Annotated in this window: 26 protein-coding genes; 13 read left to right on the plus strand and 13 right to left on the minus strand. The window is 32.2% G+C overall.

Features of this window, described 5'->3' with window-relative positions; genetic code table 11:
* The first annotated feature begins 51 nt into the window (after positions 1 to 51).
* From G6042_RS11920 to G6042_RS11935, 4 genes are all read left to right on the plus strand, one after another.
* Complete coding sequence (locus tag G6042_RS11920) at positions 52 to 315, plus strand: hypothetical protein (protein WP_169524654.1); 264 nt, start codon at positions 52 to 54, stop codon at positions 313 to 315.
* 69 nt (positions 316 to 384) lie between these two features.
* A complete protein-coding gene (locus G6042_RS11925) occupies positions 385 to 609 on the plus strand; it encodes a hypothetical protein (protein WP_169524655.1) in 225 nt (74 codons plus the stop codon).
* Positions 606 to 1,052, plus strand: a complete 447-nt coding sequence (locus G6042_RS11930) for a GNAT family N-acetyltransferase (protein WP_169524656.1) — start codon at positions 606 to 608, stop codon at positions 1,050 to 1,052. The genes G6042_RS11925 and G6042_RS11930 overlap by 4 nt, the downstream gene beginning before the upstream one ends.
* A gap of 57 nt (positions 1,053 to 1,109) precedes the next feature.
* Positions 1,110 to 2,444, plus strand: a complete 1,335-nt coding sequence (locus G6042_RS11935; protein ID WP_169524657.1) for a deoxyguanosinetriphosphate triphosphohydrolase — start codon at positions 1,110 to 1,112, stop codon at positions 2,442 to 2,444.
* Here G6042_RS11935 and G6042_RS11940 read toward each other — a convergent pair.
* Genes G6042_RS11940 through G6042_RS11950 form a run of 3 tightly spaced genes read right to left on the minus strand, consistent with a single transcriptional unit; the run spans position 2,441 to position 6,188 of the window.
* Complete coding sequence (locus tag G6042_RS11940) at positions 2,441 to 3,394, minus strand: DUF3078 domain-containing protein (protein WP_169524658.1); 954 nt, start codon at positions 3,392 to 3,394, stop codon at positions 2,441 to 2,443. The two genes, G6042_RS11935 and G6042_RS11940, sit on opposite strands and share 4 nt — an antisense overlap.
* Before the next feature lie 40 nt (positions 3,395 to 3,434).
* Entirely contained in the window at positions 3,435 to 5,216 is a 1,782-nt protein-coding gene (locus G6042_RS11945) for a 1-deoxy-D-xylulose-5-phosphate synthase (protein WP_169524659.1), read from the minus strand.
* Positions 5,217 to 5,243: 27 nt separating this feature from the next.
* On the minus strand, positions 5,244 to 6,188 hold the full coding sequence (locus G6042_RS11950; RefSeq protein WP_169524660.1) for an energy transducer TonB: 945 nt from the start codon (positions 6,186 to 6,188) through the stop codon (positions 5,244 to 5,246).
* A gap of 60 nt (positions 6,189 to 6,248) precedes the next feature.
* On the opposite strand from G6042_RS11950, the gene G6042_RS11955 reads away from it, so the two are divergent.
* Positions 6,249 to 6,695 carry a nucleoside deaminase gene (locus tag G6042_RS11955; protein ID WP_169524661.1) on the plus strand — a complete coding sequence of 149 codons (447 nt, stop codon included), beginning with the start codon at positions 6,249 to 6,251 and terminating at the stop codon, positions 6,693 to 6,695.
* Positions 6,696 to 6,756: 61 nt separating this feature from the next.
* Positions 6,757 to 7,515, plus strand: a complete 759-nt coding sequence (locus G6042_RS11960; protein WP_169524662.1) for an SIMPL domain-containing protein — start codon at positions 6,757 to 6,759, stop codon at positions 7,513 to 7,515.
* Between the two features lie 59 nt (positions 7,516 to 7,574).
* On the opposite strand, the gene G6042_RS11965 is transcribed toward G6042_RS11960, so the two are convergent.
* Together G6042_RS11965 and G6042_RS11970 are read right to left on the minus strand one after the other, a co-directional pair.
* Complete coding sequence (locus tag G6042_RS11965) at positions 7,575 to 9,119, minus strand: Rne/Rng family ribonuclease (RefSeq protein WP_169524663.1); 1,545 nt, start codon at positions 9,117 to 9,119, stop codon at positions 7,575 to 7,577.
* A gap of 393 nt (positions 9,120 to 9,512) precedes the next feature.
* Positions 9,513 to 9,806 carry an HU family DNA-binding protein gene (locus G6042_RS11970; protein ID WP_131474623.1) on the minus strand — a complete coding sequence of 98 codons (294 nt, stop codon included), beginning with the start codon at positions 9,804 to 9,806 and terminating at the stop codon, positions 9,513 to 9,515.
* Between the two features lie 133 nt (positions 9,807 to 9,939).
* Between G6042_RS11970 and mutY the strand changes: the two genes are divergently transcribed.
* Genes mutY through gldD form a run of 3 tightly spaced genes read left to right on the plus strand, consistent with a single transcriptional unit; the run spans position 9,940 to position 12,050 of the window.
* Complete coding sequence (gene mutY, locus G6042_RS11975) at positions 9,940 to 11,007, plus strand: A/G-specific adenine glycosylase (RefSeq protein ID WP_169524664.1); 1,068 nt, start codon at positions 9,940 to 9,942, stop codon at positions 11,005 to 11,007.
* Positions 11,008 to 11,024: 17 nt separating this feature from the next.
* Positions 11,025 to 11,453 (plus strand): single-stranded DNA-binding protein, encoded by a 429-nt coding sequence (locus G6042_RS11980; RefSeq protein WP_169524665.1) that lies wholly within the window; start codon positions 11,025 to 11,027, stop codon positions 11,451 to 11,453.
* A 39-nt stretch (positions 11,454 to 11,492) separates the two neighbouring features.
* A complete protein-coding gene (gene gldD, locus G6042_RS11985; RefSeq protein ID WP_169524666.1) occupies positions 11,493 to 12,050 on the plus strand; it encodes a gliding motility lipoprotein GldD in 558 nt (185 codons plus the stop codon).
* Positions 12,051 to 12,145: 95 nt separating this feature from the next.
* Here gldD and G6042_RS11990 read toward each other — a convergent pair whose 3' ends face one another.
* The 3 genes from G6042_RS11990 to G6042_RS12000 form a co-directional block, all read right to left on the minus strand.
* Positions 12,146 to 12,535, minus strand: coding sequence for a hypothetical protein (locus G6042_RS11990; protein WP_169524667.1), 390 nt, complete (start codon positions 12,533 to 12,535; stop codon positions 12,146 to 12,148).
* Positions 12,536 to 12,654: 119 nt separating this feature from the next.
* Positions 12,655 to 13,191, minus strand: a complete 537-nt coding sequence (locus tag G6042_RS11995; protein ID WP_169524668.1) for a leucine-rich repeat domain-containing protein — start codon at positions 13,189 to 13,191, stop codon at positions 12,655 to 12,657.
* Positions 13,192 to 13,302: 111 nt separating this feature from the next.
* On the minus strand, positions 13,303 to 13,680 hold the full coding sequence (locus tag G6042_RS12000) for a heavy-metal-associated domain-containing protein (protein WP_169524669.1): 378 nt from the start codon (positions 13,678 to 13,680) through the stop codon (positions 13,303 to 13,305).
* A gap of 148 nt (positions 13,681 to 13,828) precedes the next feature.
* Here G6042_RS12000 and G6042_RS12005 point away from each other — a divergent pair, with 148 nt between their 5' ends.
* Positions 13,829 to 14,464 (plus strand): polysaccharide deacetylase family protein, encoded by a 636-nt coding sequence (locus G6042_RS12005; RefSeq protein WP_169524670.1) that lies wholly within the window; start codon positions 13,829 to 13,831, stop codon positions 14,462 to 14,464.
* A gap of 44 nt (positions 14,465 to 14,508) precedes the next feature.
* Here G6042_RS12005 and G6042_RS12010 read toward each other — a convergent pair whose 3' ends face one another.
* Together G6042_RS12010 and G6042_RS12015 are read right to left on the minus strand one after the other, a co-directional pair.
* On the minus strand, positions 14,509 to 14,805 hold the full coding sequence (locus G6042_RS12010) for a thioredoxin family protein (protein WP_169524671.1): 297 nt from the start codon (positions 14,803 to 14,805) through the stop codon (positions 14,509 to 14,511).
* A gap of 74 nt (positions 14,806 to 14,879) precedes the next feature.
* On the minus strand, positions 14,880 to 16,112 hold the full coding sequence (locus G6042_RS12015; protein WP_169524672.1) for a metallophosphoesterase: 1,233 nt from the start codon (positions 16,110 to 16,112) through the stop codon (positions 14,880 to 14,882).
* Between the two features lie 128 nt (positions 16,113 to 16,240).
* Between G6042_RS12015 and polA the strand changes: the two genes are divergently transcribed.
* The 3 genes from polA (at position 16,241) to G6042_RS12030 (ending at position 21,064) form a co-directional block, all read left to right on the plus strand.
* Positions 16,241 to 19,102 carry a DNA polymerase I gene (gene polA / locus G6042_RS12020; protein ID WP_169524737.1) on the plus strand — a complete coding sequence of 954 codons (2,862 nt, stop codon included), beginning with the start codon at positions 16,241 to 16,243 and terminating at the stop codon, positions 19,100 to 19,102.
* A 228-nt stretch (positions 19,103 to 19,330) separates the two neighbouring features.
* The gene (locus tag G6042_RS12025; RefSeq protein ID WP_169524673.1) at positions 19,331 to 19,723 is read left to right on the plus strand and encodes a hypothetical protein; all 393 of its coding nucleotides are present in this window, start codon (positions 19,331 to 19,333) and stop codon (positions 19,721 to 19,723) included.
* Positions 19,724 to 19,747: 24 nt separating this feature from the next.
* The gene (locus tag G6042_RS12030) at positions 19,748 to 21,064 is read left to right on the plus strand and encodes a serine hydrolase domain-containing protein (RefSeq protein ID WP_169524674.1); all 1,317 of its coding nucleotides are present in this window, start codon (positions 19,748 to 19,750) and stop codon (positions 21,062 to 21,064) included.
* A gap of 67 nt (positions 21,065 to 21,131) precedes the next feature.
* Here G6042_RS12030 and G6042_RS12035 read toward each other — a convergent pair whose 3' ends face one another.
* The 3 genes from G6042_RS12035 to G6042_RS12045 all read right to left on the minus strand — a co-directional run bounded on the left by G6042_RS12035 (position 21,132) and on the right by G6042_RS12045 (position 23,540).
* Positions 21,132 to 21,914, minus strand: coding sequence for a T9SS type A sorting domain-containing protein (locus G6042_RS12035; RefSeq protein ID WP_169524675.1), 783 nt, complete (start codon positions 21,912 to 21,914; stop codon positions 21,132 to 21,134).
* Between the two features lie 6 nt (positions 21,915 to 21,920).
* A complete protein-coding gene (locus G6042_RS12040) occupies positions 21,921 to 22,448 on the minus strand; it encodes an ankyrin repeat domain-containing protein (RefSeq protein WP_169524676.1) in 528 nt (175 codons plus the stop codon).
* A gap of 69 nt (positions 22,449 to 22,517) precedes the next feature.
* On the minus strand, positions 22,518 to 23,540 hold the full coding sequence (locus G6042_RS12045; RefSeq protein WP_169524677.1) for a LacI family DNA-binding transcriptional regulator: 1,023 nt from the start codon (positions 23,538 to 23,540) through the stop codon (positions 22,518 to 22,520).
* Positions 23,541 to 23,688 lie beyond the last annotated feature (148 nt).

Below are 23,688 nucleotides of genomic sequence, written 5' to 3' on the forward strand. Positions count from 1 at the left end.
AAAATAGATTTTTTAAATATTTTATTAACGTTTTTATTAATAATGTGAATTATGGATAAAGTAAAGCAAATTTTAGAGAGTGAATTCAACACTTTCTTATCAAGAATGCCAGAAAGAGAAAACAAATCAGCAAATGGCATGCAAAAAAGATTAGGTTTTGTGCTTGATAATCAGGAAGAATTTCGTAAAATTCTTAATAGTATTGGCAATGATTTTTTAGTTGAAAATCAATTAAATGAAAATGAAAAGTTAGAATTGGAAATATTAATAAAAAAATATTTTGAAAAATATCTAAAGAGTTTTAGTTCGAATTAAATTAATAAAACAGCTGTCAATTTGATAGCTGTTTTCTTTTTAATTACATTTGAAAACAAATAAAAGACAATGTCAAAAGAAAAAAAAGGAGTTTACACTGGAATTATAGAAAAAGACGAACACGGAAATTATTTCTGTGGTGAATATTTGTTGGATTATCAAATGGTTGAAAAAAACTTCAAACTTGGAGATGAAATCAACATCAAATCCGTAATTGCCAATCCAAGCGATAAAAGCTTTAATCAATATCCAAAAAAGTCTAGAAATTTCTTCTTGGCAAACGATAAAAAATGAAACTACTAAAAACCAATTCTAATAATTCTGATTTTCAAAAGTTAACCCGACTTTTTGATGATTATTTGGTTGAAATTGATGGTGATGAGAAAGACTTTTTTGCACAATACAATCAAATATATATTGATAACGTAATCGTTTGTTATGAAGATGAAATCGCTGTTGGTTGTGGCGCTTTCAAAGAATATGAACCAACAGTTGCCGAAATAAAACGAATGTTTGTCTTGCCCGAAAAACGCGGTAAAGGAATTGCTTCGACTGTGCTGAACGCCTTGGAAATTTGGGCAAAGGAAAACGGTTTTCAGCACGCTATTTTGGAAACTTCGAACCAATTAACGAATGCTATTTCGTTGTATCAAAAAAGTGGCTACGAAATCATTCCAAACTACGGACAATATATTGATGTAGAAAGTAGTGTTTGCATGAAAAAAATCCTGAAATAAATGTACTTTTGGGTTAGATGAAAATCTAATATTTAAAATTTAATATCTAATATAAAAATGACCTGGGAACAACTTTTATCTTTAAAACGTCAAGGTGACAAAGGAAAACGACTTCGTGTAGAACAAGACGATACTCGATTGGGTTTTGAAGTCGATTATGACCGAATTATCTTTTCGTCGGCTTTTCGCAGTTTACAGGATAAAACGCAGGTTATTCCGTTGTCAAAAACCGATTTCGTTCATACTCGTTTGACACATAGTTTGGAAGTTTCGGTTGTTGGTCGTTCCATCGGAAGATTGGTTGGAAAAAAAATCATCGAAAAATATCCGCATCTTTCCGCCGTTCACGGTTATCACATGAATGATTTTGGTGCAATCGTTGCTGCAGCAGCTTTGGCACATGATATTGGAAATCCGCCGTTCGGTCATTCGGGCGAAAAAGCGATTGGTGAATATTTTTCTATTGGAAAAGGACAACAATTCAAAGATAAATTAACGCCAAAACAATGGCAAGATTTAATCGATTTTGAAGGAAATGCCAATGGTTTTTCGGTTTTAACGAGTTCGCGTCCAGGAATTGAAGGAAGTTTGCGTTTGTCTTATGCAACACTCGGCGCATTTACTAAATACCCAAAGGAAAGTTTACCCAAAAAACCAACCAAAAATATTTCGGATAAAAAATATGGTTTCTTTCAATCGGATAAGGATTTTTTCAAAGAAGTTGCCGAAGAATTAGGCATGATTTCCAATAAATCAGGCGAAGATATAGGTTATGAACGTCATCCGTTGGCATTTTTAGTCGAAGCTGCCGATGATATTTGTTACACGATTATCGATTTTGAAGACGGAATAAATCTCGGTTTAGTTTCTGAGGATTTTGCTTTGGAATATCTAATCAAATTGGTAAAAGACACGATTGATGCTGCAAAATACCAAACTTTAACCACCAAAGAAGATCGAATTAGCTATTTGCGTGCTTTGGCAATTGGAAATTTAATCAATGATGCCGTTCGTGTTTTTGTTGAAAATGAAGAAGCCATTTTGCAAGGAAAATTCCATTTTGCTTTAACCGATAAAAGTAGATACAAAGCGCAAATGGATGATATCATCAAATTGAGTGTTGCAACTATCTACCAAAGTCGTGAAGTGATTGAAAAAGAGCTTTCGGGTTATCAGATTATCAATACGTTACTCGATAAATTCATCACGGCTTTCAACAATAACCACGAAGGAAAAGCAACAAATTACGACAAACTTTTACTAAAAATTCTTCCGGAAAAACATCATCTGGAAAAAGAAAATCTTTACGACCGATTATTGCATATTTGCCATTATATTTCTATGCTAACTGATGGAAAAGCAGTGGAATTGTTTAAAATAGTTTCGGCTTAAAAATTGTAACTCAAACCAACACCAAGCAATTGTTTTAACTGTAGTTTTGGACCAACAGTTACTTGTTCGCCGTTGCGTTCTTCTTTGGCTTTAATATCATCGTCATAGATAAAATGCGCGCCAATATTTGCTTTAACATATTCGTTTACAACCAATTCTAGTTGCATTTGCCAATCAATATCTACATTGCCAAAACGGTTGATATAATCAGAATACAAACTCAAGCGATTTTCCCAAATGATGTTTTTGTAAATTTCTTTTTTGTAATAATTGGTTAATAAAAAACCGAGTTCCATTCGGTGTAATTCACCTTTTCTAAGAAGATTTCCGTCAACATCATAAACCGCTTTGTTTACTCCAAATGCACCTTGATTTGCCAAAGTTTGATCTAAAACCAAAGTCGTTTTCATCGTTAAAGGCGAAATGTAAACGTTTAATTTCTTCTCTTTATTAGCATATTCCGAACCAACTCCAAGGAAAATATAGGCTGGAGCAAAAGGTTTTGAAATGGCTTTGGTTGTATTTGGATAAGCATAACCATTGGTAAACTGCGTATTAAAATTGAATTTAGCCGATGAATACCAGTTGGTTACATCGTCTTTCCTATAACCCAAAGTAGAATTGAACTGAAACGCATCATCGGTTTTTCTTAGCTCAACGCCATCTTGTTTATTGACACCATATCGAATAATCATTTCGTTTACCCATTTCAGGTTTCCTTTTTGATATTTTCGTAAAAAATTCCCTTTCAGCAATCCCGAAATAGAACTATTTCCTCCGGCATTCCAGTTTACAAAAGCAATTTGGGTAATGTCTAAACCAACGGTATTTTTCTTTTCCCAATTAGAAATAACGGTATCTTTTACTACAGGAATTGCAGCTTCTTGTGCAAAAAAACTTGTTGAAAAAAGTAATGTTGTTAAGAGAAAAATCTTTTGAAATACCTTCATTTTTAGTAGAAAATAGTTAGACGATGCAAAAATCGGTTTTTTAGTAGTTTAAAAAAATATTTTCCAGACTTTTAACGTCGATTTTACAAATTTTTTGAAGTTCTTCCACCGTTCCATGTTCGATGAAAACATCAGGAATTCCAAGGACTTTTATCGATTTAGAATAGTTGTTTTCTGAAGCAAATTCAACTATGGCGGAACCAAATCCACCTTTTATTGTTCCGTCTTCAATAGTAATGATGTTTTCAAATGAATTGAAAATTTCATGCAACAGTTTTTGGTCCAAAGGTTTAATAAATCCAAAGGCATAATGTGCAATAGTTTCGGGTAGATTTAGATTTTTTAACGCCAAAGAAACATTATTCCCGATAAAACCAGTAGATAAAACAGCTGTTTTTGTTCCGTTTTTCAGCAAATTAGCTTTCCCAATTTCTATTTTCTCAAAACTTCCAGCTCCTAACTTCCAACTTCCAACTTCTAACTTTCCTCTTCCGCGCGGATAACGAATCGCAATTGGATGTGGCAAACCTAACGATGCGGTATAAAGGATATTTTGCAAATCGAGTTCATCTTTTGGTGCATAAATTATCATGTTTGGAATGCATCGCAGATAAGTAATATCAAAAACACCGTGATGTGTTGCGCCATCTTCACCAACAATTCCGGCTCGATCCAAACAGAAAATCACAGGCAAATTTTGCAAAGCCACATCGTGAATAACTTGGTCATAAGCACGTTGCAAAAAAGTAGAGTAGATGTTGCAAAAAACAATCATGCCTTGCGTTGCCATTCCTGCGGAAAGCGTAACAGCATGTTGTTCGGCAATTCCAACGTCAAAAGCTCTTTCGGGAAAAGCATCCATCATAAATTTCATCGAACTTCCGCTTGGCATTGCTGGTGTAATTCCGATTATTTTCGGATTATTTTTGGCTAATTCGACTAAAGTCAGACCAAAAACATCTTGAAATTTCATCGGTAAATGTGCTTCCGATTTTGGAATAATTTCTCCAGTTTTTGCATCAAATTTTCCTGGTGCGTGATATTTTACTTGGTCTTTTTCGGCTTGTTCCAAACCTTTACCTTTTGTGGTTACAATATGAAGAAATTTTGGACCTTTTATCTTTTTTAATCGCTCCAATTCCGAAATCAATTTGGGTAAATCATGACCGTCAATTGGACCGGAATAATCAAAATTCAACGATTTAATCATATTGTTTTGCTTCGGATTTTTTCCTTCTTTAACTGAAGTCAAATAGTGTTTCAAAGCACCAACACTTGGATCAATTCCAATGGCATTATCGTTTAAAATAACCAATAAATTAGCATCTGTAACTCCGGCGTGATTTAAACCTTCAAAAGCCATTCCGCTCGCAATTGAAGCATCGCCAATCACCGCAATATGATGTTTGTTTTCGCCTTTAAGTTGCGAAGCAATTGCCATTCCCAAAGCTGCAGAAATTGAAGTAGAAGAATGACCAACGCCAAACGTATCATAAATACTTTCGCTTCGTTTTGGAAAACCCGAAATGCCGTCAAGTTGACGGTTGGTATCAAACTTAGTTCTTCGTTCGGTTAAAATTTTATGACCATACGCTTGATGACCAACATCCCAAACCAATAAGTCATTTGGTGTGTCAAAAACATAATGCAACGCAATAGTCAATTCAACAACGCCAAGACTTGCGCCAAGATGACCTTCTTTTACCGAAACAATATCAATAATAAATTCACGCAACTCTGTAGCCAAATCGGGTAATTCCGAAAGGGATAATTTTCGTAAATCGGCTGGATTGTTGATGTTTTGTAAAAGATTGTTTTTCATTTGAAACTAAAAAACAAAGTTAGGGTTTTAATAGTCAAATTTTGTAATTCTGATTAATTCAATCGTATCAATTTTTGAAGTTGTTTTTTTTCGTAGTAACTTTTGTATAGTATCATTTGTAATATTCATTTCAATATCATAATAAAAAATTTGCTTTTTTCCTTCAAATTCAGCTGGATACCATTTTGGTGTTTTTTTTAGAACATTTATTAATTCATTTCCCGTTTCAAAGCCAATATCCTTTTTTACTTTAAAATCAATAAGTTCACCTGTTTTATTTACGGCAAATGAAACTACAATTTTTCCATTATTTTTAATGGCTTTTTTATGAATTATATAATTTTCTTTCACAAACTTATACAATTTTTGAAATCCTCCAGCATACTCAGGATAGGCTGTTATTCCTGGCATTCCATAAATAGCGTCATCTTCATAGATTTGTTTAATTGTGTCGTTTTTTGTTATGATATTTTCGACGGCTTTATTTTTTTCACTAGAATTATTTTTCTTTTTAATTGTTTTTATAGGATTATTTGTTTTTTCTTTTTCATATTTATCGTTAATTGAATCTTTTGGAGGTAAAATGATACCAAGTGTTATTTTTGGTTCTTCTTCAATAATTTCAACACTATCAATTTTTTGTTTAGTTCCATTTGAATTCTGACAACTAAATAAACTTGTTCCCATAGAAACCAATAATGCTAACATAAACATTTTATGAAAATGAACTTGCGAAAATAAAACTTGTTTCGGAACTCGAATAATAATAGAATTTAGTTGCTCATTTTTAAATCTTCCGCAAACGTTGCTATTTTCTCTCAAATAAGTTTTAATTTCCTCCGAATTCATTTTGGTAAAATCAACAACTTCTGTTGTACATGTATTACAAAATCTTCCTTTTGAAGAAGGATTCATTTTATTCCAATCTTCATGACAAGGTTTTGGAACACTAACTTTAAACATATTTTCCATAATTGAATTGTTGATAATACATTTATAACGAAAATCATTCTAAAATAGTATTTTTGTTTTATGGAAAGTCCTTTTACCGACGAATATTTTATGAAAAAAGCGTTGCAAGAAGCCGAAATGGCTTTTGAGCAAGGCGAAATTCCTGTTGGTGCTGTTATTGTTATCGACAATAAAGTTATTGCCAGAAGTTATAATTTAACCGAAATGCTCAATGATGTTACTGCGCATGCCGAAATGCAAGCCATAACTTCGGCGGCGAATTATATTGGTGGAAAATATTTGAAAGGTTGTACATTGTATGTTACACTTGAACCATGCCAAATGTGTGCCGGTGCGTTGTATTGGAGCCAAATTTCGAAAATTGTTTTTGGCGCACGCGATGAACAACGTGGTTTCATGACTCTGGGAACTCAATTACATCCAAAAACAGAAGTAAAATTTGGTGTTTTGGCAAAAGAAGCATCAGAGTTAATGATTCGTTTTTTTGCACAAAGAAGAAAAAAATAATCTACCTTTAGCATACTATTTAGTAGTTATTCACGTTTTACTGTAAATCAATTTGATCAATATGGAAAAAATTAAATCTTCGATAATTATTGGTGCAGCCATAATTATAACCGCTTGGATTTTGGGAAAATCATTTCAAAACCGCAATCAAAATCTAGATTCAATATCAGTAATTGGTTTAGGAACAAAAGATTTTGTTTCGGACGAAATTCTTTGGTCGGGTAGTTTTAATGCACAAAGTATGGATATTAAAACGGCTTATAATAAAATAGTATCTGACCAAAAAATAGTACGTGATTTTTTTATTTCCAAAGGATTTAAAACCAATGAATTTAGCTTTGGAGCAGTAAATTTTCAAAAAAAGTTCAAAGAAATTAGAAGTGAAAATAATGAAAACAGCTATCAAACGCGATACGAACAAGTTTTTGATGGTTATGAAGCAACACAAACCATTTCTTTTTCGGCAAAGAAAAATCCAAGCTTGATGAAACGCATCGAGGATGTTTCAGGTAAAACATCAGAATTGGTTAATTCAGGAATTGAATTGTCATCCAATTCCATTCAATATACTTTTTCGGGCTTGTCAAGTTTAAAGCAAAGTTTGATTGAAAATGCTACTAAAGATGCCAACGAAAGAGCGTCAAAAATTGTAAAAACAGCCGATGGAAGTTTGGGTAAATTAAAACGTGCTAGTATGGGTGTTTTTCAAATAACTGGTCAAGGCTCAACCGAAGACGATAGTTATGGCGGAATAAATGACACCTATAGCAAAAATAAAACCGCTCGAATTACAGTTAGATTGGAATACGAGTTGGATTAATTTTTGAAATATTACAAAATAAAAAAACCGTCTTGTTAAAAACGAGACGGTTTTTTTATTTATTCTTTAATTTTTTTTCCTTGTTCGTCATAAAAATGATATTCAAGGTACGTGTAAGCGTCACGAGGTATGATTTTCACCCATTTTTTATGTTCAAAGAACCACTTTGAACGTAATGATGGAAAACCTTTGGTAAGGTATGCTGCCACAAAAGGATGAACGTTTAGTTTTATTTTTTTGTGGTCTTTAATGATTTTTTCTAATGCAAAAGAAATTTTGTCAATAATTTGGATTGGCGCATCGATATCGCTTGCCAAATTATTAGGGTTTTCTTCTCTTGTTTCGATATTTACTTCTGGTCTTACGCGTTGACGAGTGATTTGGACTAATCCAAATTTACTTGGCGGTAAGATTTTATGTTTGGCTTTATCATCGCTCATTTCTTCTTTTAAGAAGTTGTACAGTGTTTGGCGGTTTTCAGAATTTTGCATATCGATAAAATCGATAACAATAATTCCTCCCATATCGCGAAGTCTTAATTGACGTGCAATTTCGGCAGCGGCAATTAGGTTTACTTCTAATGCTGTGTCTTCTTGGCTGGAAGCTTTGTTGGAACGGTTTCCGCTGTTTACGTCGATAACGTGAAGTGCTTCGGTGTGTTCAATAATCAGATACGCACCTTTGCTCATGGAAACGGTTCTTCCAAATGAGGTTTTTATTTGTCTTTCGATGTGGTATTTTTCGAATAATGGTACATCTTTGGACTGATAAAACTTTACGATTTTTTGTTTCTCCGGAGCTATTTCGGCTAAATAGTCCTTTGTTTCTTGGTACAACTCTTCGTCATCTGTTTGAATACTGGTGAAAGTATCATTGAATACATCTCTTAGTATTGATGAAGCTTTATTTAGCTCGCCTAATACTTTTGACGGATGATGAGCAGTTGGTAATTTTTTACACATTGCAGTCCATCTATTCATTAAGTTCTGCAAATCTTTTTCTAATTCGATAGTGCTTTTGCCTTCGGCTACTGTTCTCACAATAACGCCAAAACCTTTTGGTTTGACTGCTTGTACTAGTTTTTTTAATCGGTCTTTTTCTTCTTTTGATTCTATTTTTTGCGAAATAGAAACTCGGTCAGAAAACGGAACTAACACTACAAATCGTCCGGCAAAGGAAAGCTCTGCGCTTATTCTTGGACCTTTGGTAGAAATAGGTTCTTTTACGACTTGAACTAATACGGATTGATTGGCGCTAAGAATATCGGTTATAGCACCGTTTTTATCAATCTCTTTTTCAAACTGAAAGTTTTTTAGGGAGAAATCTTTTAGTTTACCTGCGCTTACAAGTTTTATGAATTTCAAATAAGAAGCTAAACTCGGACCAAGATCGTGATAGTGTAAAAAGGCATCTTTTTCATAGCCAACGTTTACAAAAGCAGCGTTTAGTCCGGCAACTGGTTTTCTAATTTTTGCAATAAATATATCGCCAACTTGAAAGTTGCTTGTTTCTTCTTGTTTGTGTAATTCAATTAGTTTTCCATCTTTTAATAAGGCAAAATCTACAGCATCTTCACCACTACGGATGATTAATTCTTTATTCATGTTGTAAATTTTTATCCATGTTTGAAATTAGAAATATGAATTTAGAAGTTAGAAATGATTTCTAAATTATAATTTCTGAATTCTGAATTTTCAAAACACAGATGGATTAAACATTTTAAACAGGTATTTTGTTACCCGGTGGAATTAATATTAAATTTTTTGATATTAAATATTAGATTTATGCAACTACATTTATATCTAATATCTAATATTTTAAATCTAAAATTCCATTTCAATGAACGTTTAAAAAGAAAAAAAGTAGTTTAGAACTACTTTTTCTTTTTGTGACGGTTAGCTCTCGCTCTTTTTTTACGTTTGTGCGTTGCTACCTTATGTCTCTTTCTTTTTTTACCACTTGGCATACTTTAAGATTTAGTGATTAATAAATAAGTTTTATACTGCTACTTCAGTATTAGTTTTTACTGATTCTACAAATACTTTAGCAGGTTTAAATGCAGGAATGTTATGAGCAGGAATCTTGATTGTTGTATTTTTTGAAATGTTTCTTCCAGTTTTTTCAGCTCTTGTTTTGATGATGAAACTACCAAAACCTCTTAAATAAACATTATCACCAGTTTCTAATGAAGTTTTTACTTCTTCCATAAATGCTTCAACTGTTGCTTGAACATCTCCTTTTTCAAGACCTAATTTTTCTGAAATCTTCGCTACGATATCTGCTTTCGTCATTTTCTTTCGTATTTAATATTATGTGTAATAATTTTGAGGTTGCAAATATATGAATTAAAAAAACAATATTTCAAGCATAATCTATTAAAATTTAATCACATAAAGATTTATTTTTGTCAACCACTTTTTTGCTATGAAATTTTCTAATTCTTTAATACAATGGTATTTACAAAATAAGCGAGATTTGCCTTGGCGAAATTCGACTAACCCATACCATATTTGGCTATCGGAAATTATGCTTCAACAAACGCGAGTTGCGCAAGGTTTGCCTTATTTTTTACGATTTACCGAAGCTTTTCCAACCGTTTTTGACCTTGCAAATGCTAATGAAGAACAAGTTTTAAAATTGTGGCAAGGTTTGGGTTATTATTCTCGTGCTCGAAATTTGCATAAAACAGCTCAATTTATAGCTTTTGAACTCGATGGAATTTTTCCTGCTACGTATAAAGATTTGCTAAAACTAAAAGGCGTTGGCGAATATACCGCAGCAGCAATTGCTTCATTTGTTTACAACGAAAATGTTCCAGTAGTTGATGGAAATGTGTTTCGGGTTTTAGCGCGATATTTTGATGTAGAAACCGATATTGCTTCGGCTGGAGCCAAAAAAGAATTTACGCAACTTGCCTCTGAATTACTTCCAAAGGGAAAAGCAAATGTTTACAATCAAGCCATCATGGAATTTGGCGCACTGCAATGTGTTCCAAAAAATCCCGATTGTACCAATTGTGTTTTAAACGATAGTTGCATCGCTTTGCAAAAGAAAAAAGTAGCTCAACTTCCAGTGAAATTGAAGAAGACAAAAGTTACCAATCGATTTTTTAACTATTTGATTTTTTCTGACGAAGAATCGAATACTATTATAAGTAAACGAACGGCAAAAGGAATTTGGCACAATTTATATGAATTTCCGCTGATAGAAACTGACGATTTGATTCCTGAAAACGAAATGGTTGAGGTAATCAAGAATCAAGCATTTATTTCCAATGAAATTGTTGAGGTTACATTATGCAATCCCGAAGCTATTTTGCATAAATTATCACATCAGCATTTAACTATTCGGTTTTGGGAAGTTAAGGTTCAAGGTAAAATCAGTGATAGTTTGACCTATGAATCTGCTAAAGCGATGCCGTTTCCAATTGTAATTTTTAATTTTATTTCAAAATTTTGGGTTGATTCTCAAAAAATCACTAAATTTGATTGAATTTAAACTTCATAATGATGAATGGAACTTTAAATAAAGTAATGTTAATTGGTCACCTTGGCGATGATGTGAAGATGCATTATTTCGAAGGTGGAAATTGTATTGGTCGATTTCCATTGGCTACTAACGAAGTTTATATCAATAAACAAACCAACGAAAAAATCACTTCTACCGAATGGCATAACCTTGTTGTTCGAAATAAAGCCGCCGAAATTTGTGAAAAATATTTATCCAAAGGCGACAAAATATATGTTGAAGGCAGAATAAAATCGCGCCAATGGCAAGCCGAAGACGGAACAACAAAATACACTACCGAAATTCAGGTAACCGAGTTTACATTTTTAACTACCAAAAAAGATGTAGAAGGAATTAAGCAGAATCATGCTTCTGAACCTAAAAACACTAACTTTGAAGCGTCAAGTCCTGAAAACGATTTGCCGTTTTAAAAAACCTTTTACATTCAGATTTTTTGCCTTACACATTTTATGAAAAGAATAGTTTTTAGTTTTTTAGTAGCATCGTTATTAGTGATAACGAGCTGCAAAGACGATGTTTTGCCTAAACCAGCAAGTCAACTTCGATTGGATTATCCAGTAGCAGAATATGCTTCGTTTAGTAGCGATTGTCCGTTTACTTTTGATATCAACGAAGATGCCAAAATCAAAGCCGATAACAACTGTGGTTTTAGTATTCAATATCCAAAAATGAAGGCTACAATTTATTTGACTTATAAACCTGTGAACAACGATATTACAAAATTGCTTCGCGATGCTCAAAAATTAACGTTTGAACACGTGGTGAAAGCGGATGATATTACTGAATTACCTTTTTTAAACCGAGACAAAAAAGTATTTGGAATGTTTTATCAAGTGAATGGAAATGCCGCAACCAATGCGCAGTTTTATGTTACCGATAGCACAAAGCATTTTGTAACCGGTTCTGTTTATTTTTATGCCAAACCCAATTTTGATTCCATCATGCCTGCTACAAGCTACGTCAAAGATGATATGCAGCATTTGATGGAAAGCTTGCAGTGGAAGTAGATTGTTTTCAGAAATTTCGGGGATAAAAGAGGTCGATTTTTTTTACATTAATTTGAATCAGAGTTGTATAATAGCTAATGTTATTTGACACTTTTTTATAAAAAATCTTCTTTTTCCGTTTCAGATTCTTTGCTTTTTAATTTATCAATTCTTGAATTGATGTAAGTGAAAACGTTTGATAAAATTAGAAATAAACCTAACATAATCCAAATATTTGTAGTTATACTAAGTTCATTAGTTTTATTTTCTAATCTCAACTTCGAGTTTGTTGCTATAACAATATCATATAATTTTTTTTTCTCTTCTGAATTTATTTTCTCAAATTTTAAAATTTGCTCGTATATCTTTTTTTGGTCTAAAAGAATTTTGTTTTGTTCTTCTATGTTTCTGTATGATTCTGTAATATTTCCAATTATATATATCAGGCAAAAAAATGAAATAATAGTTATTACAAATTTTACAGAGATTAACGATTTTAGGTTCATTTTTGTATGATTTTATTGAAGTGTTTCACAACAGCCAAATATACAAAAACTTCATACGGCCAAACAAAACTACATATTATATAAAAAGAAAACTTTGTTTTAACGATATTGTATTATAGTTAGTGTTTTTCAGTATAACTTTCCATATAATCAGCGATCGAACTCACTATTTTTACTTTAGGGTTAAGCGATTTTTGAATAATTTTTAAATCATTCATATTAAACTTTGAATCTGTAATTTTAAGGACTTTGAGATTTGGAAGTAAATTCAGCTTTGGTATTTCAGCAACAATGTTTAGATTTTTGTTCAATGCTAAATCTAAAACTTCAAGATTTTTAAGTTCTGATATTGAGTTAGGTAAACTTTTTAAATTGTTTGAGTTTAGAATTAAAACTTTTAATAATTTCAATTCTGATATTTTTTCGGGTAATTCGGTAATTTGATTTTTGTCTGTATCACTTTCTGGTAATGCTGAAAGTGGTGGATAAAAAACTACTTCTTTTGCGCCAAGTTGCAATTCGATTAAGTTCTTGTTTTCAAAAACACTGTCGGGAATTGTAGTTAATCTTTTGCTGCTTAAATCAATTTGGGTTTCCTTATTCAAATTAGAACAGGAATTAAATAGGAAAAGTATAAAAATGATATAATGTTTCATTGAGTAATTTTGAAGTATTGATGTAAACATTCAAATATACAAAAACTTCAAACAGCTAGACAAAACTTAAATGTAAATCAAAAAAAATCCCGAAAACTTCGGGACTTTTAATTATGCTTTTATTTTAACATCAGAGACTTTGTAGGTTTTGCCATCGGCTGTGGATTCAACCGTTTCTGAGATTTTTTCGGGAGATAAAACCGCTGCGTCAAAACTAACCGTTGCTTCTTTTTTATCAAAATCTACTTTTGCTTCTTGAACGCCTTCCATTTCGGTAAGTTTTCGCTCTATCGTTTTTGCACAACCCATCGAACAAGTCATTCCGTCTATTTTTAACGTAGCCGTTTCAGGTTTTTGTGCTACTTTTTTTTCGGTTGAACTCACTGCATTTGTTGACTCTGATAAATTTGGTTCGTTTCCAGTTTCTTTACAGCTCATAAATAATAATGAGCATAAAGTCATCGTTATAATTGGTTTAACAAAATTCATAAGTGTTTAATTTAATGTTTGTAATCATTGTTTGTTGAGGCAAAAATAATTAAAAATTAAAGTTATTACTCTTAAAATAATTACAAAATTTTGATTCACAATTTTTAACATAATTAATGAAGTTTTTAAAAATACTTATATTTACACTATGAGTTTATGGATTAAAACAAATTGGCTGGTAAAACGGATTTTTCCAAAGTATGTTTGGTCAATTCCTAACGACGAAAAAAAAGTTTTTCTCACTTTTGATGATGGACCAACGCCCGAAATTACCGAATGGGTTTTGGCAGAACTTCGAAACTACAACGCCAAAGCTACTTTTTTTTGCATTGGCGATAATATTCGAAAATATCCAGCGATTTTCCAGAAAGTTTTGGCTGAAAACCATTCCATAGGAAATCATACGTTTAATCATTTAAAAGGATGGAAAACGCCAACCGAAGAATATATCAAAAACACTCTACTTTGTCAATCACAATTCACAATTCACAGTTCACAATTCAGAAATCTTTTTCGTCCACCGTATGGAAAAATTAAACTTTCGCAAGCAAGAAGATTACGAAAACTGGGTTATAAAATAATTATGTGGGATGTTATTTCTTTTGATTTTGACCAAACAATTTCAAAAGAAAAATGTTTAGAAAATGTTCTGAAAAATGTAGAAAGCGGAAGTATTATCGTTTTTCACGACAGTAAAAAAGCATGGCAAAATCTTGAGTATGTTTTACCAAAAACCTTGAAATTTTTAAACGAAAAAGGATTTACTTGCGATAAAATAAATTAATTTCAAATTGTCATCCTGTCCCGAAACTTCGGGATGACGAAGGACTAAATCTGCTCGTTGACAATACTTATTAAAGTATTTGCGTCTAATTCGCCCGATTGTCTCCAAACCATTTGCCCATCTTTATAAATCATCAATGTTGGTAAACCTTTGATGCGAAGCGCTTCGGCTAGTTCTTGATTTTTATCAACGTCAATTTTAATCACTTTGGCTCTATCACCAAGTGCGGCTGCAACATCTCTAATTACAGGATGCATCGATACAGACGAGTCGTTCCACTCTGTGTAAAAGTCGATTAACACAGGAACTTGAGCGTTAATTAATTCTCCAAATTTTGACATAAAACCAAAATATTTTAATTTTCTTTTTTAAAGAAATGAATTTAGAATACTACAAATGTAGCATTTTTAACTAATTATGCTACTTTTTCTGCTTTTTTTAGTTCGAAAACGGTGATTTCAGGCCAAATTCCAACGCGACCAGGATAAGCATGAAATCCAAAACCGCGATTTACATAAATATATCGTCCTAAATTTTCGTATAAACCTGCCCATTGTTTGTAAACATATTGCACTGGACTCCAACGAATAATTCCCGGAATTTCAATTCCAAATTGCAATCCATGTGTATGACCAGAAAGCGTTAATTGGAAATTTTTGTTGTGATTTTTAACTTCATATTCCCAATGACTTGGATCGTGACTCATTAATATTTTAAAATCTTCATTGGTCAATCCTTCCGAGGCTTTGTTTAAATCGCCAGCTTGCTTGAAATTTTTGCCCCAATTTTCAACGCCAACAATAGCAATTTCACTTGAACCTTTTTTGATTTTTTTATTTTGGTTCAAAAGCAAATCAAAACCAATATCGCCATATACTTTTTTAATGGCTTCAAAGTTTTCGTTTTTTGCTGCTTGCGATGGCCAAGTTACATATTCGCCATAATCGTGATTGCCCAAAACGGCAAATTTTCCATATTGGTGATTATCAATTTTGTTAAAAATATCAATCCAAGGATGCATTTCAGTAGCATGCGTATTTACAATATCGCCAGTAAAAAGCATCAAATCGGTTTTTTGCTCATTGATTAAATCGATGGCATATTGAATTTTTTCAGGATTGTCAAAACTTCCACTGTGAACATCCGATATTTGAGTGATTGTAAAACCGTCAAAATCATCGGGTAAATCAGCAAAATATAATGGTTGCCTAATAACTCTGTAGTCATATTTCCCTTTTGTCATTCCATAAAGCAAAGATGTAAACGGAATTGCCGCAATAACTAACGCCATTTGACTGATGAATTTTCGTCTATCGGGTAAAAAACTGCCGCTATCGTTATCGCCAACAAAATGGGTAATTGTGCCGCTAAAAATTCTGAAAACATCTTCCAAAAGCATGAAAACGGTTAAAATAATTTTTGGAATTAAAAGCAAAAGCAAAAGTCCAAGCGTAAACAATGACATTTGAGTTTGTCCAACGCTTCGGTCAAATTTTGAAAATTGATAAAAAATAAAAGCAATTGCCAAAATAGAAACAACTAAGTAAACAACATTAACAACTTTCGATTTAGAAATTGTTCTAATTGCTTGAAAAGAGTAAACTTCTATTATTGCAATGATTATGAAAAGGAATAGCCAACGAAGCATATAAATATTTTCAGCAAAGTAACGAACTTTATCAGTTTGAGATTGTTAATTATTTTTTAAATTTCATACAGGTACTTTTTGATGAAAATATCATTCATATTAAGTATTTTTACAAATTCAAATTACAAATCATGTCACAAAAACGCCTTTATCTTCTTGATGCTTATGCACTAATTTTTCGCGGTTATTTTGCCTTTATAAAAAATCCTAGAATTAACTCTAAAGGAATGGATACATCGGCAATTATGGGATTTATGAATGCTTTGATGGATGTTATCAAACGCGAAAAACCCGATCATTTAGCCGTAGCTTTTGATAAAGGCGGAAGCGATTATCGCTATGAAATGTTTCCCGAATACAAAGCGCATCGTGATGAAACGCCAGAAGCAATTAAAATTGCCGTTCCGTACATTCAAGAATTGTTGAAAGCAATGCATATTCCAATTATTGAAGTGGCAGGTTTTGAAGCCGATGATTTAATTGGAACGTTGGCAAAACAAGCCGAAAAAGAAGGTTTTAAAGTATATATGGTTACGCCCGATAAGGATTTTGCACAATTGGTTTCCGAAAACATTTTTATGTACAAACCAGCAAGAATGGGCAACGACATCGAAATTTGGGGAATTCCAGAAGTATTGGAAAAATTTGAAATCGAACGACCAGAACAAGTGATAGATTTCTTAGGAATGATGGGCGATGCTGCCGATAATATTCCGGGATTGCCAGGCGTTGGAGAAAAAACAGCAAAGAAATTCCTAAAAGAATATGGTTCGATGGAAAATCTTTTGGCAAACACACATCAGTTAAAAGGTGCGATTAAAGATAAAATCGAAGCCAATGCCGAATTAGGTTTATTATCAAAAAAATTAGCAGCAATTTTACTCGATTGTCCTGTTGAATTTAATGCCGAAAATTTTGAACTTTCAAAACCTGATGTTGAAAAAACCGATGCGTTGTTTCAAGAATTGGAATTCCGTCAAATGAAAGCGCAGTTTGATAAATATTTTGGAACTGGAAAAGAATATGATGAAATTGACACGAATGGCAATAGAACTTCAAGCGAAACACCACAACAAACTAAAAAAACTCCAGCTAAGAAATCCAACGAAGATCAATTTGATTTGTTCGGATTTTCGGATGAGGAAAGTGGTGAAGTGAAAACTAATTCTAATTATGCAACGTTAGAAAATACCAATCATAATTATCAGATTATTCAAGGTGATTTGGGTACAAAATTGTTTTTGCAGAATTTACTTAATCAAACTTCGGTTTGTTTTGATACCGAAACTACAGGAATTGATGCTTTAAATGCTGAACTAGTTGGAATGTCGTTTTCTTGGCAAAAAGGCGAAGCATTTTACGTTCCGTTTCCAGAAAATCAGGAAGAAGCACAGATTTTAGTCGATAAATTCAAACCGTTTTTTGAAAATGAAAGCATCGAAAAAATTGGTCAGAATATAAAATATGATTTGAAAATTCTCTCGAATTATGGAGTTCAAATCAAAGGAAAATTATTCGATACGATGATTGCGCATTATTTGATAAATCCAGATATGCGTCATAATATGGACGTTTTATCAGAAACCTATTTGAAATATTCTCCAAAATCCATTGAAGATTTAATTGGCAAAAAAGGTAAAAATCAAAAATCGATGCGCGATGTTGCTTTGGAAGATATCAAAGAATACGCTGCCGAAGATGCTGATGTTACCTTTCAATTAAAACAAAATTTCAGTCCGATTTTAGACAAAGTAGAAACCAAAAAACTTTTTGATGAAATTGAAATTCCGTTAATTCCTGTTTTGGCTGCAATGGAATTGGAAGGAATCAATCTTGACGTTCCTTTTTTGAAAGAAATGTCGGTTGAAATGGCAAAAGAAAGCTCCGAATTAGAACAAAAAATATATGAAACTGCTGGTGAAAAATTCAATTTGGCTTCACCTAAACAATTGGGCGACGTTTTATTTGATAAAATGAAAATTGGCGGTGAGAAACAAAAGAAAACCAAAACGGGTCAATATGCTACTGGCGAAGAGGTTTTGAGTTATTTAGCCAACGAACATCAAATTGTAAAAGATATTTTGGAATGGCGACAAATGGTGAAATTGCAAAGTACTTACATTGATGCTTTACCTAACCAAGTTGATAAAAAAACAGGACGTGTTCACACCGATTATATGCAAACGGTTGCGGCAACTGGTCGTTTGAGTTCGAACAATCCAAACTTGCAAAATATTCCGATTCGTACTGAACGCGGACGATTGATTAGAAAAGCATTTATTGCTCGTGATGAAAATTACACTTTAGTTTCTGCCGATTATTCTCAAATAGAACTTCGAATTATCGCTGCTTTATCTGGCGAAGAAAATATGATAAAAGCGTTTCAAAATAATGAAGATATTCACAGAAGTACGGCTGCAAAAGTCTTCAATGTACCGTTAGAAGAAGTTACAAAAGAACAACGCAGCAATGCCAAAACCGTGAATTTCGGAATTATTTATGGTGTTTCAGCCTTCGGACTTTCAAATCAAACTTCGCTTTCGCGAAAAGAAAGTGCCGAGTTGATTGAGGCTTATTATGCAACCTATCCTAAATTGAAATCGTACATGAGCAATCAAGTTGATTTTGCAAGAAAAAACGGTTACGTACAAACAGTTTTAGGAAGAAGACGTTATCTAAAAGACATCAATTCGGCTAACATGATGGTAAAAAGTGGTGCTGAACGAAATGCTGTAAATGCACCAATTCAAGGTTCGGCTGCTGATATTATCAAAATTGCGATGATTAATATTCACAAAAAACTAACTTCTGAGAATTGGAAATCAAAAATGTTACTTCAAGTTCATGACGAATTGGTTTTTGACGTTCACAACTCCGAATTAGAAAAAATAAAACCCATGATTAAACACGAAATGGAAAACGCCTTCAAAATGGATGTTCCGTTGGATGTTGAAATTGGCGTTGGAAAAAATTGGTTGGAAGCGCATTGATTTTAGTGTTCAGTTTTCAGTGGCAGTTGGCAGTTGAGTAACTTTGACATTTCTTAGGAATCTCAAATACTATTTTAAATGAAGAAAATAATTCTATTTTTCTTTTTAAGTTTTTCAAATTTGATTTTTTGTCAAGTTGATGATTCAATTAAACTTAAAAACTACGTGTTAGCTGTAAATAATTTTAACAGCACAATGCCTTATTTTGTGATTTTTAAATACAAAGATTTGAATACTAATTTGATAAGAGAAGTTTGTGTTTTAAGCAGTGATTTAATTTATTCTATTTCTGAAGAAAAAAAGATAACCCATTTTGAAGCTTTTGAACTTGCGATTAAAAACGAATCTATGTATTTTGAGTTCAAAAATGTTAAATCACTTGAAAGATTAAATATGATTACTTACTCAAAGGATGAATTCAATAATTTTAAAAGAAAAAAAAGAGTTAAAAAACTTATCGTAAAAACTTTAACATCAAAACAAAGTGAAAAATTATTTCCAAAAGATGAAAAAGAACAAATTATGTTTGCACATTTTTTATTCAATTTTGGATTTTTAACTGCTATAAATGAATGCTTTGGAGGACAAGAATTAATAGTCATCAACTCTACATCAGAATAATTTACAATTTCTAAAAAAAATATCATGCTCAAGAAAATACTTTTACTTTTTATAATAGCAATTACATCAGCATCAAATGCTCAACAAACAAAATTTCAAAAAATTGATAGTTTATTGACTTTTTTGAATACCAATAACAAATTTATGGGCGAATTGTCCATCATCGAAAAAGGTAAAATGGTTTTTAGTAAAGCTTATGGCTTTGCTGATGTTGAAAGCGGAAAAAAATTAGATGTAAACACCAAATTGAAGATTGGTTCAATTACTAAAACTTTTACGGCAACTATGATTATGCAATTGGTTGACGAAAAGAAACTGACTTTAGATACAAAACTTTCAAAATTTTATCCAAAAATTCCAAACGCTGATAAAATTACCATTCATCATTTGTTGCATCACCGAACTGGAATTCCAGATTTTTTGAATGACGATCCAACAGTTGGAGAATTCATTTATGTAGAAAATAAAAAGGAAGATTTGGTAAAGCGAATGGAGAATTACACTTCAGCATTTGAACCCAATTCGCAACACAAATACAGTAATTCCAACTATAATTTACTCGGTTATATTATTGAAGATATTACCAAAAAAAGTTTTTCCGAAAATCTAAACACTCGAATTATTAAGAAAATAGGTTTGAAAAATACACTTTTCCCAACTAAAATTGATATTTCGAAGAACGAAGGCAACTCTTATTTTTTTGATGGAAAAAATTGGACAAAAGTTCCCGAATGGCATAGTTCATTGTCTTTTGCAGCTGGCGCAATGGCATCAACAACAGATGATTTGAATCTGTTTTTAGAAGCTTTATTGGAAGGTAAATTAACTTCAAAATCTTCTTTGGAGCAAATGAAATCTATGGAAGATTATTATGGAAAAGGATTAATAATTGCACCTTTTGAAAACCGAAAATTTTATGGACATACTGGCGGAATTGAAAACTTTCGCGCAGCTGCAGGTTATAATCCAGAAGATAAAACAGGTTTTTCGATTATTGTAAATGGCGATAATTATAGTAGAAACGATATTATGATTGGCGTGTTGAGTTTGTTTTATGGTAGTGACTATTCATTTCCAGAATTCAAGCAATTTGAGGTTTCGAAAGCAATATTAGAGCAATACTCAGGAACATATAAATCGGCTGCATTTCCAATGAAAATTAAAGTTTTTGTAGAAAATGGCAATTTATTAGCGCAAGCAACAGGGCAAAGTTCTTTTCCGTTAACAGCAAAAAGTGAAATTGAATTTGTTTTTGAAGCTGCCATGATACAATTGAAATTTGGAGAAAATAAAATGAATTTCAAACAAGGAACGATGGAATTCGAATTTATTAAAGAATAACTTTTATTTCATAAAACAAAAAAGCCGAAACTAAATTATTTCGGCTTTTTTTGATATAAGTTGTAGACTAATTTATAATAATTTTCTTCCAAGATTTTTCAGTTTCATTTACTAATTCTAAAAGGTAAATTCCGGTTTGTAAACCTTTTACATTTACTTCAGGAGCATCGGTTTCATTTTTAACTTCAACTGATTTTATAAAAGCGCCCGTTTGAGAGTAAATATTGATTTTTTGCAATGTTGTTTTCGCTTTTACAAGAAATTCTCCGTTGGATGGATTTGGGTAAATTTGAGTAGCTCTTAATGAAAAATCTTCAACGCCAAGTGTTGATAAAGGCGTATTTATCGCATAGCCACGATTAGAAAAGCCATGACTGTTAAGCGTATAACCTGCTGTACTTCTTCGAGCAAAAGCAAAATCAATTGAAGCTTCTGAAAAATTAAACTGATAATCATCGGTATCATTTGTATTAAAAGGTCTTGAAAAAACTATAGTTCTAAGTCCGTTAGAAGGAGTGTTATCAGAATTTGATACTAATGTCCAATTGTTAGTTGTGTCTGGAGTTGGAGCAATTCCTACTCCATTATGTGATGCATCAACTAAGGTTACATTATTCCAATAAACTACATCAATTCCATCAACCATTCCATCACCATCTTCAAAAGATCCAAATTGTAATGCAAACCATCTGTCATTTGGTCCAGACAAAGTTAATGTGGCTGTTTGAGTAGTATTGTTGAGTAGTAAAGTGGCTGTTGTATTACTCAACAAGTTAACTAATCCAGTAGATTTTTGTTGCGCAAATGCACTTAAACTAATTAAAGAGATAATAAGTAAAGTTTTTTTCATAAACGTTTATTTTAAAAGATTGATAATAGCTTCGTTTCCAGAAAAAGCGGCATATTCAAATGCTGTTTTTCCTTTGTTGTCTTGTAATGATTTATCAGCTTTATTAGCTAATAATAATTTTACTAATTCGATGTTTTTAAACTGAACAGCATACATTAATGCGGTTGTCCCTTGTGCATCAGTTAGGTTTACATCGGCTTTTTTATTGATTAATAATGAAGCTATTTCGTTGTTTCCTTTAACGATACTAGCCATCAAAGCCGTTCCCATTTCGCTTTTAGTATTTAATTCGCAATTGTTTTCAATCAAAACTTTTGCGACTTCGTTGTTTCCTCGATAGCAAGCTAGAATTAAAGGTGTATATCCGTTAGTATTTATTGTGTTAAAAGCTTTTGCATCTGTTTTAATGATTTCTAATGCTTGTTGTGCGGTTCCTTTTCTGGCGATTTCAAATACATCTAATTTTTCCTGAGCAATTGAAGTCAAACTAAAAAAGAAAACAATAAAAAGAAATGCGAATGTATTTAATTTCATGTTTCAAGTTTGATTATTACTTCTTGATGAATCAAATGTTAAAAGGTTGCGTCAATTTGTTAAAAAAGGTTAAATTTTTTTAGTTGAATCGCGTTGTCTTAATTCTGTTTTGATTACAGTTGTAGTAAAAGTGTAAGTTTCGTCGTTGCTTTCAAGTTTGTCGATTAGTAATTGTGCTGCAACTTCGCCAATTTCTGGACCATGTTGACTAACCGTTGACATACTTGGAGTCATTCTTCGTGACCAAACACCATCAGCAAAACCAATGATTGATAGTTCTTGTGGAATTTTATATCCGTTTTGAATGCCTAATTTCATTGCTGTTACCGATGCATGTTCGTCAAGAGCAAAAACGCCGTCGGGTTTGTTTTTGATAAAGAAACCGCCAATTTTAGAATTAAATTCTTCGTTGTTATTAGTTAGTATGACTAAATCTTCGTCAACCTTTATTCCTTTTGCTTCGATGGCTTTGTAAAAACCTTTTGCTCTAAGTTTTCCAACGCTTAAATTATCAATGGCTGATAACAATGCTATTTTTTTACAACCCGATTTTATTAAATGTTCGGTTGCATTCACTGCCGATTCGAAATCATCAACTATTACTTTGTCGCAGTTTACTTCGTCGGCAATTCGGTCAAACATTACAATTGGCGTTCCTTCATTGATAATTTCTTTAAAATGATTGAAGCTTTGAAGTTTTTGAGATTCTTCTGAAATGGAAAGAATAAAACCATCGATAGTTCCGTTACTCAACATTTCAAGCGCGTTGATTTCTTTTTCTAATGATTCATTAGAAATACAAGTAATCACTTTATAGCCTTTTTCGTCACAAACTTTCTCAATTCCGCTAAAAACTTTAGCAAAAAAAGAATTTAAGATATTAGGAATGATTACACCAATAGTTTTAGTTTTTCTATTTTTTAGATTTAAACCAATAACATTTGGCTTGTAATTTTTCAGTTTTGCATATTCCTGAACGCGCTGTTTTGTTGGTTCGCTAATCTCTGGACTTCCGTTCAAAGCCTTGGAAACTGTCGAAACAGAAACTCCTAATTCTTTTGCAATTTGTTTTAAAGTGGCTTTCGATTTCATTTGGTCATTGTTAAAGTGTAAAAATAGAAAAATAAATTATAGGAATGGTATAATTATTTAGATTCGCTAATTGGTTGAAAAGCAATTAAAAGAATCTTTTTCTTACTGTTTGCATATATGATATTTATTTGTACTTTTGCACTCCCTT

The organism is Flavobacterium solisilvae (assembly GCF_012911605.1).
GTDB classification, from domain to species: Bacteria; Bacteroidota; Bacteroidia; order Flavobacteriales; family Flavobacteriaceae; genus Flavobacterium; species Flavobacterium solisilvae.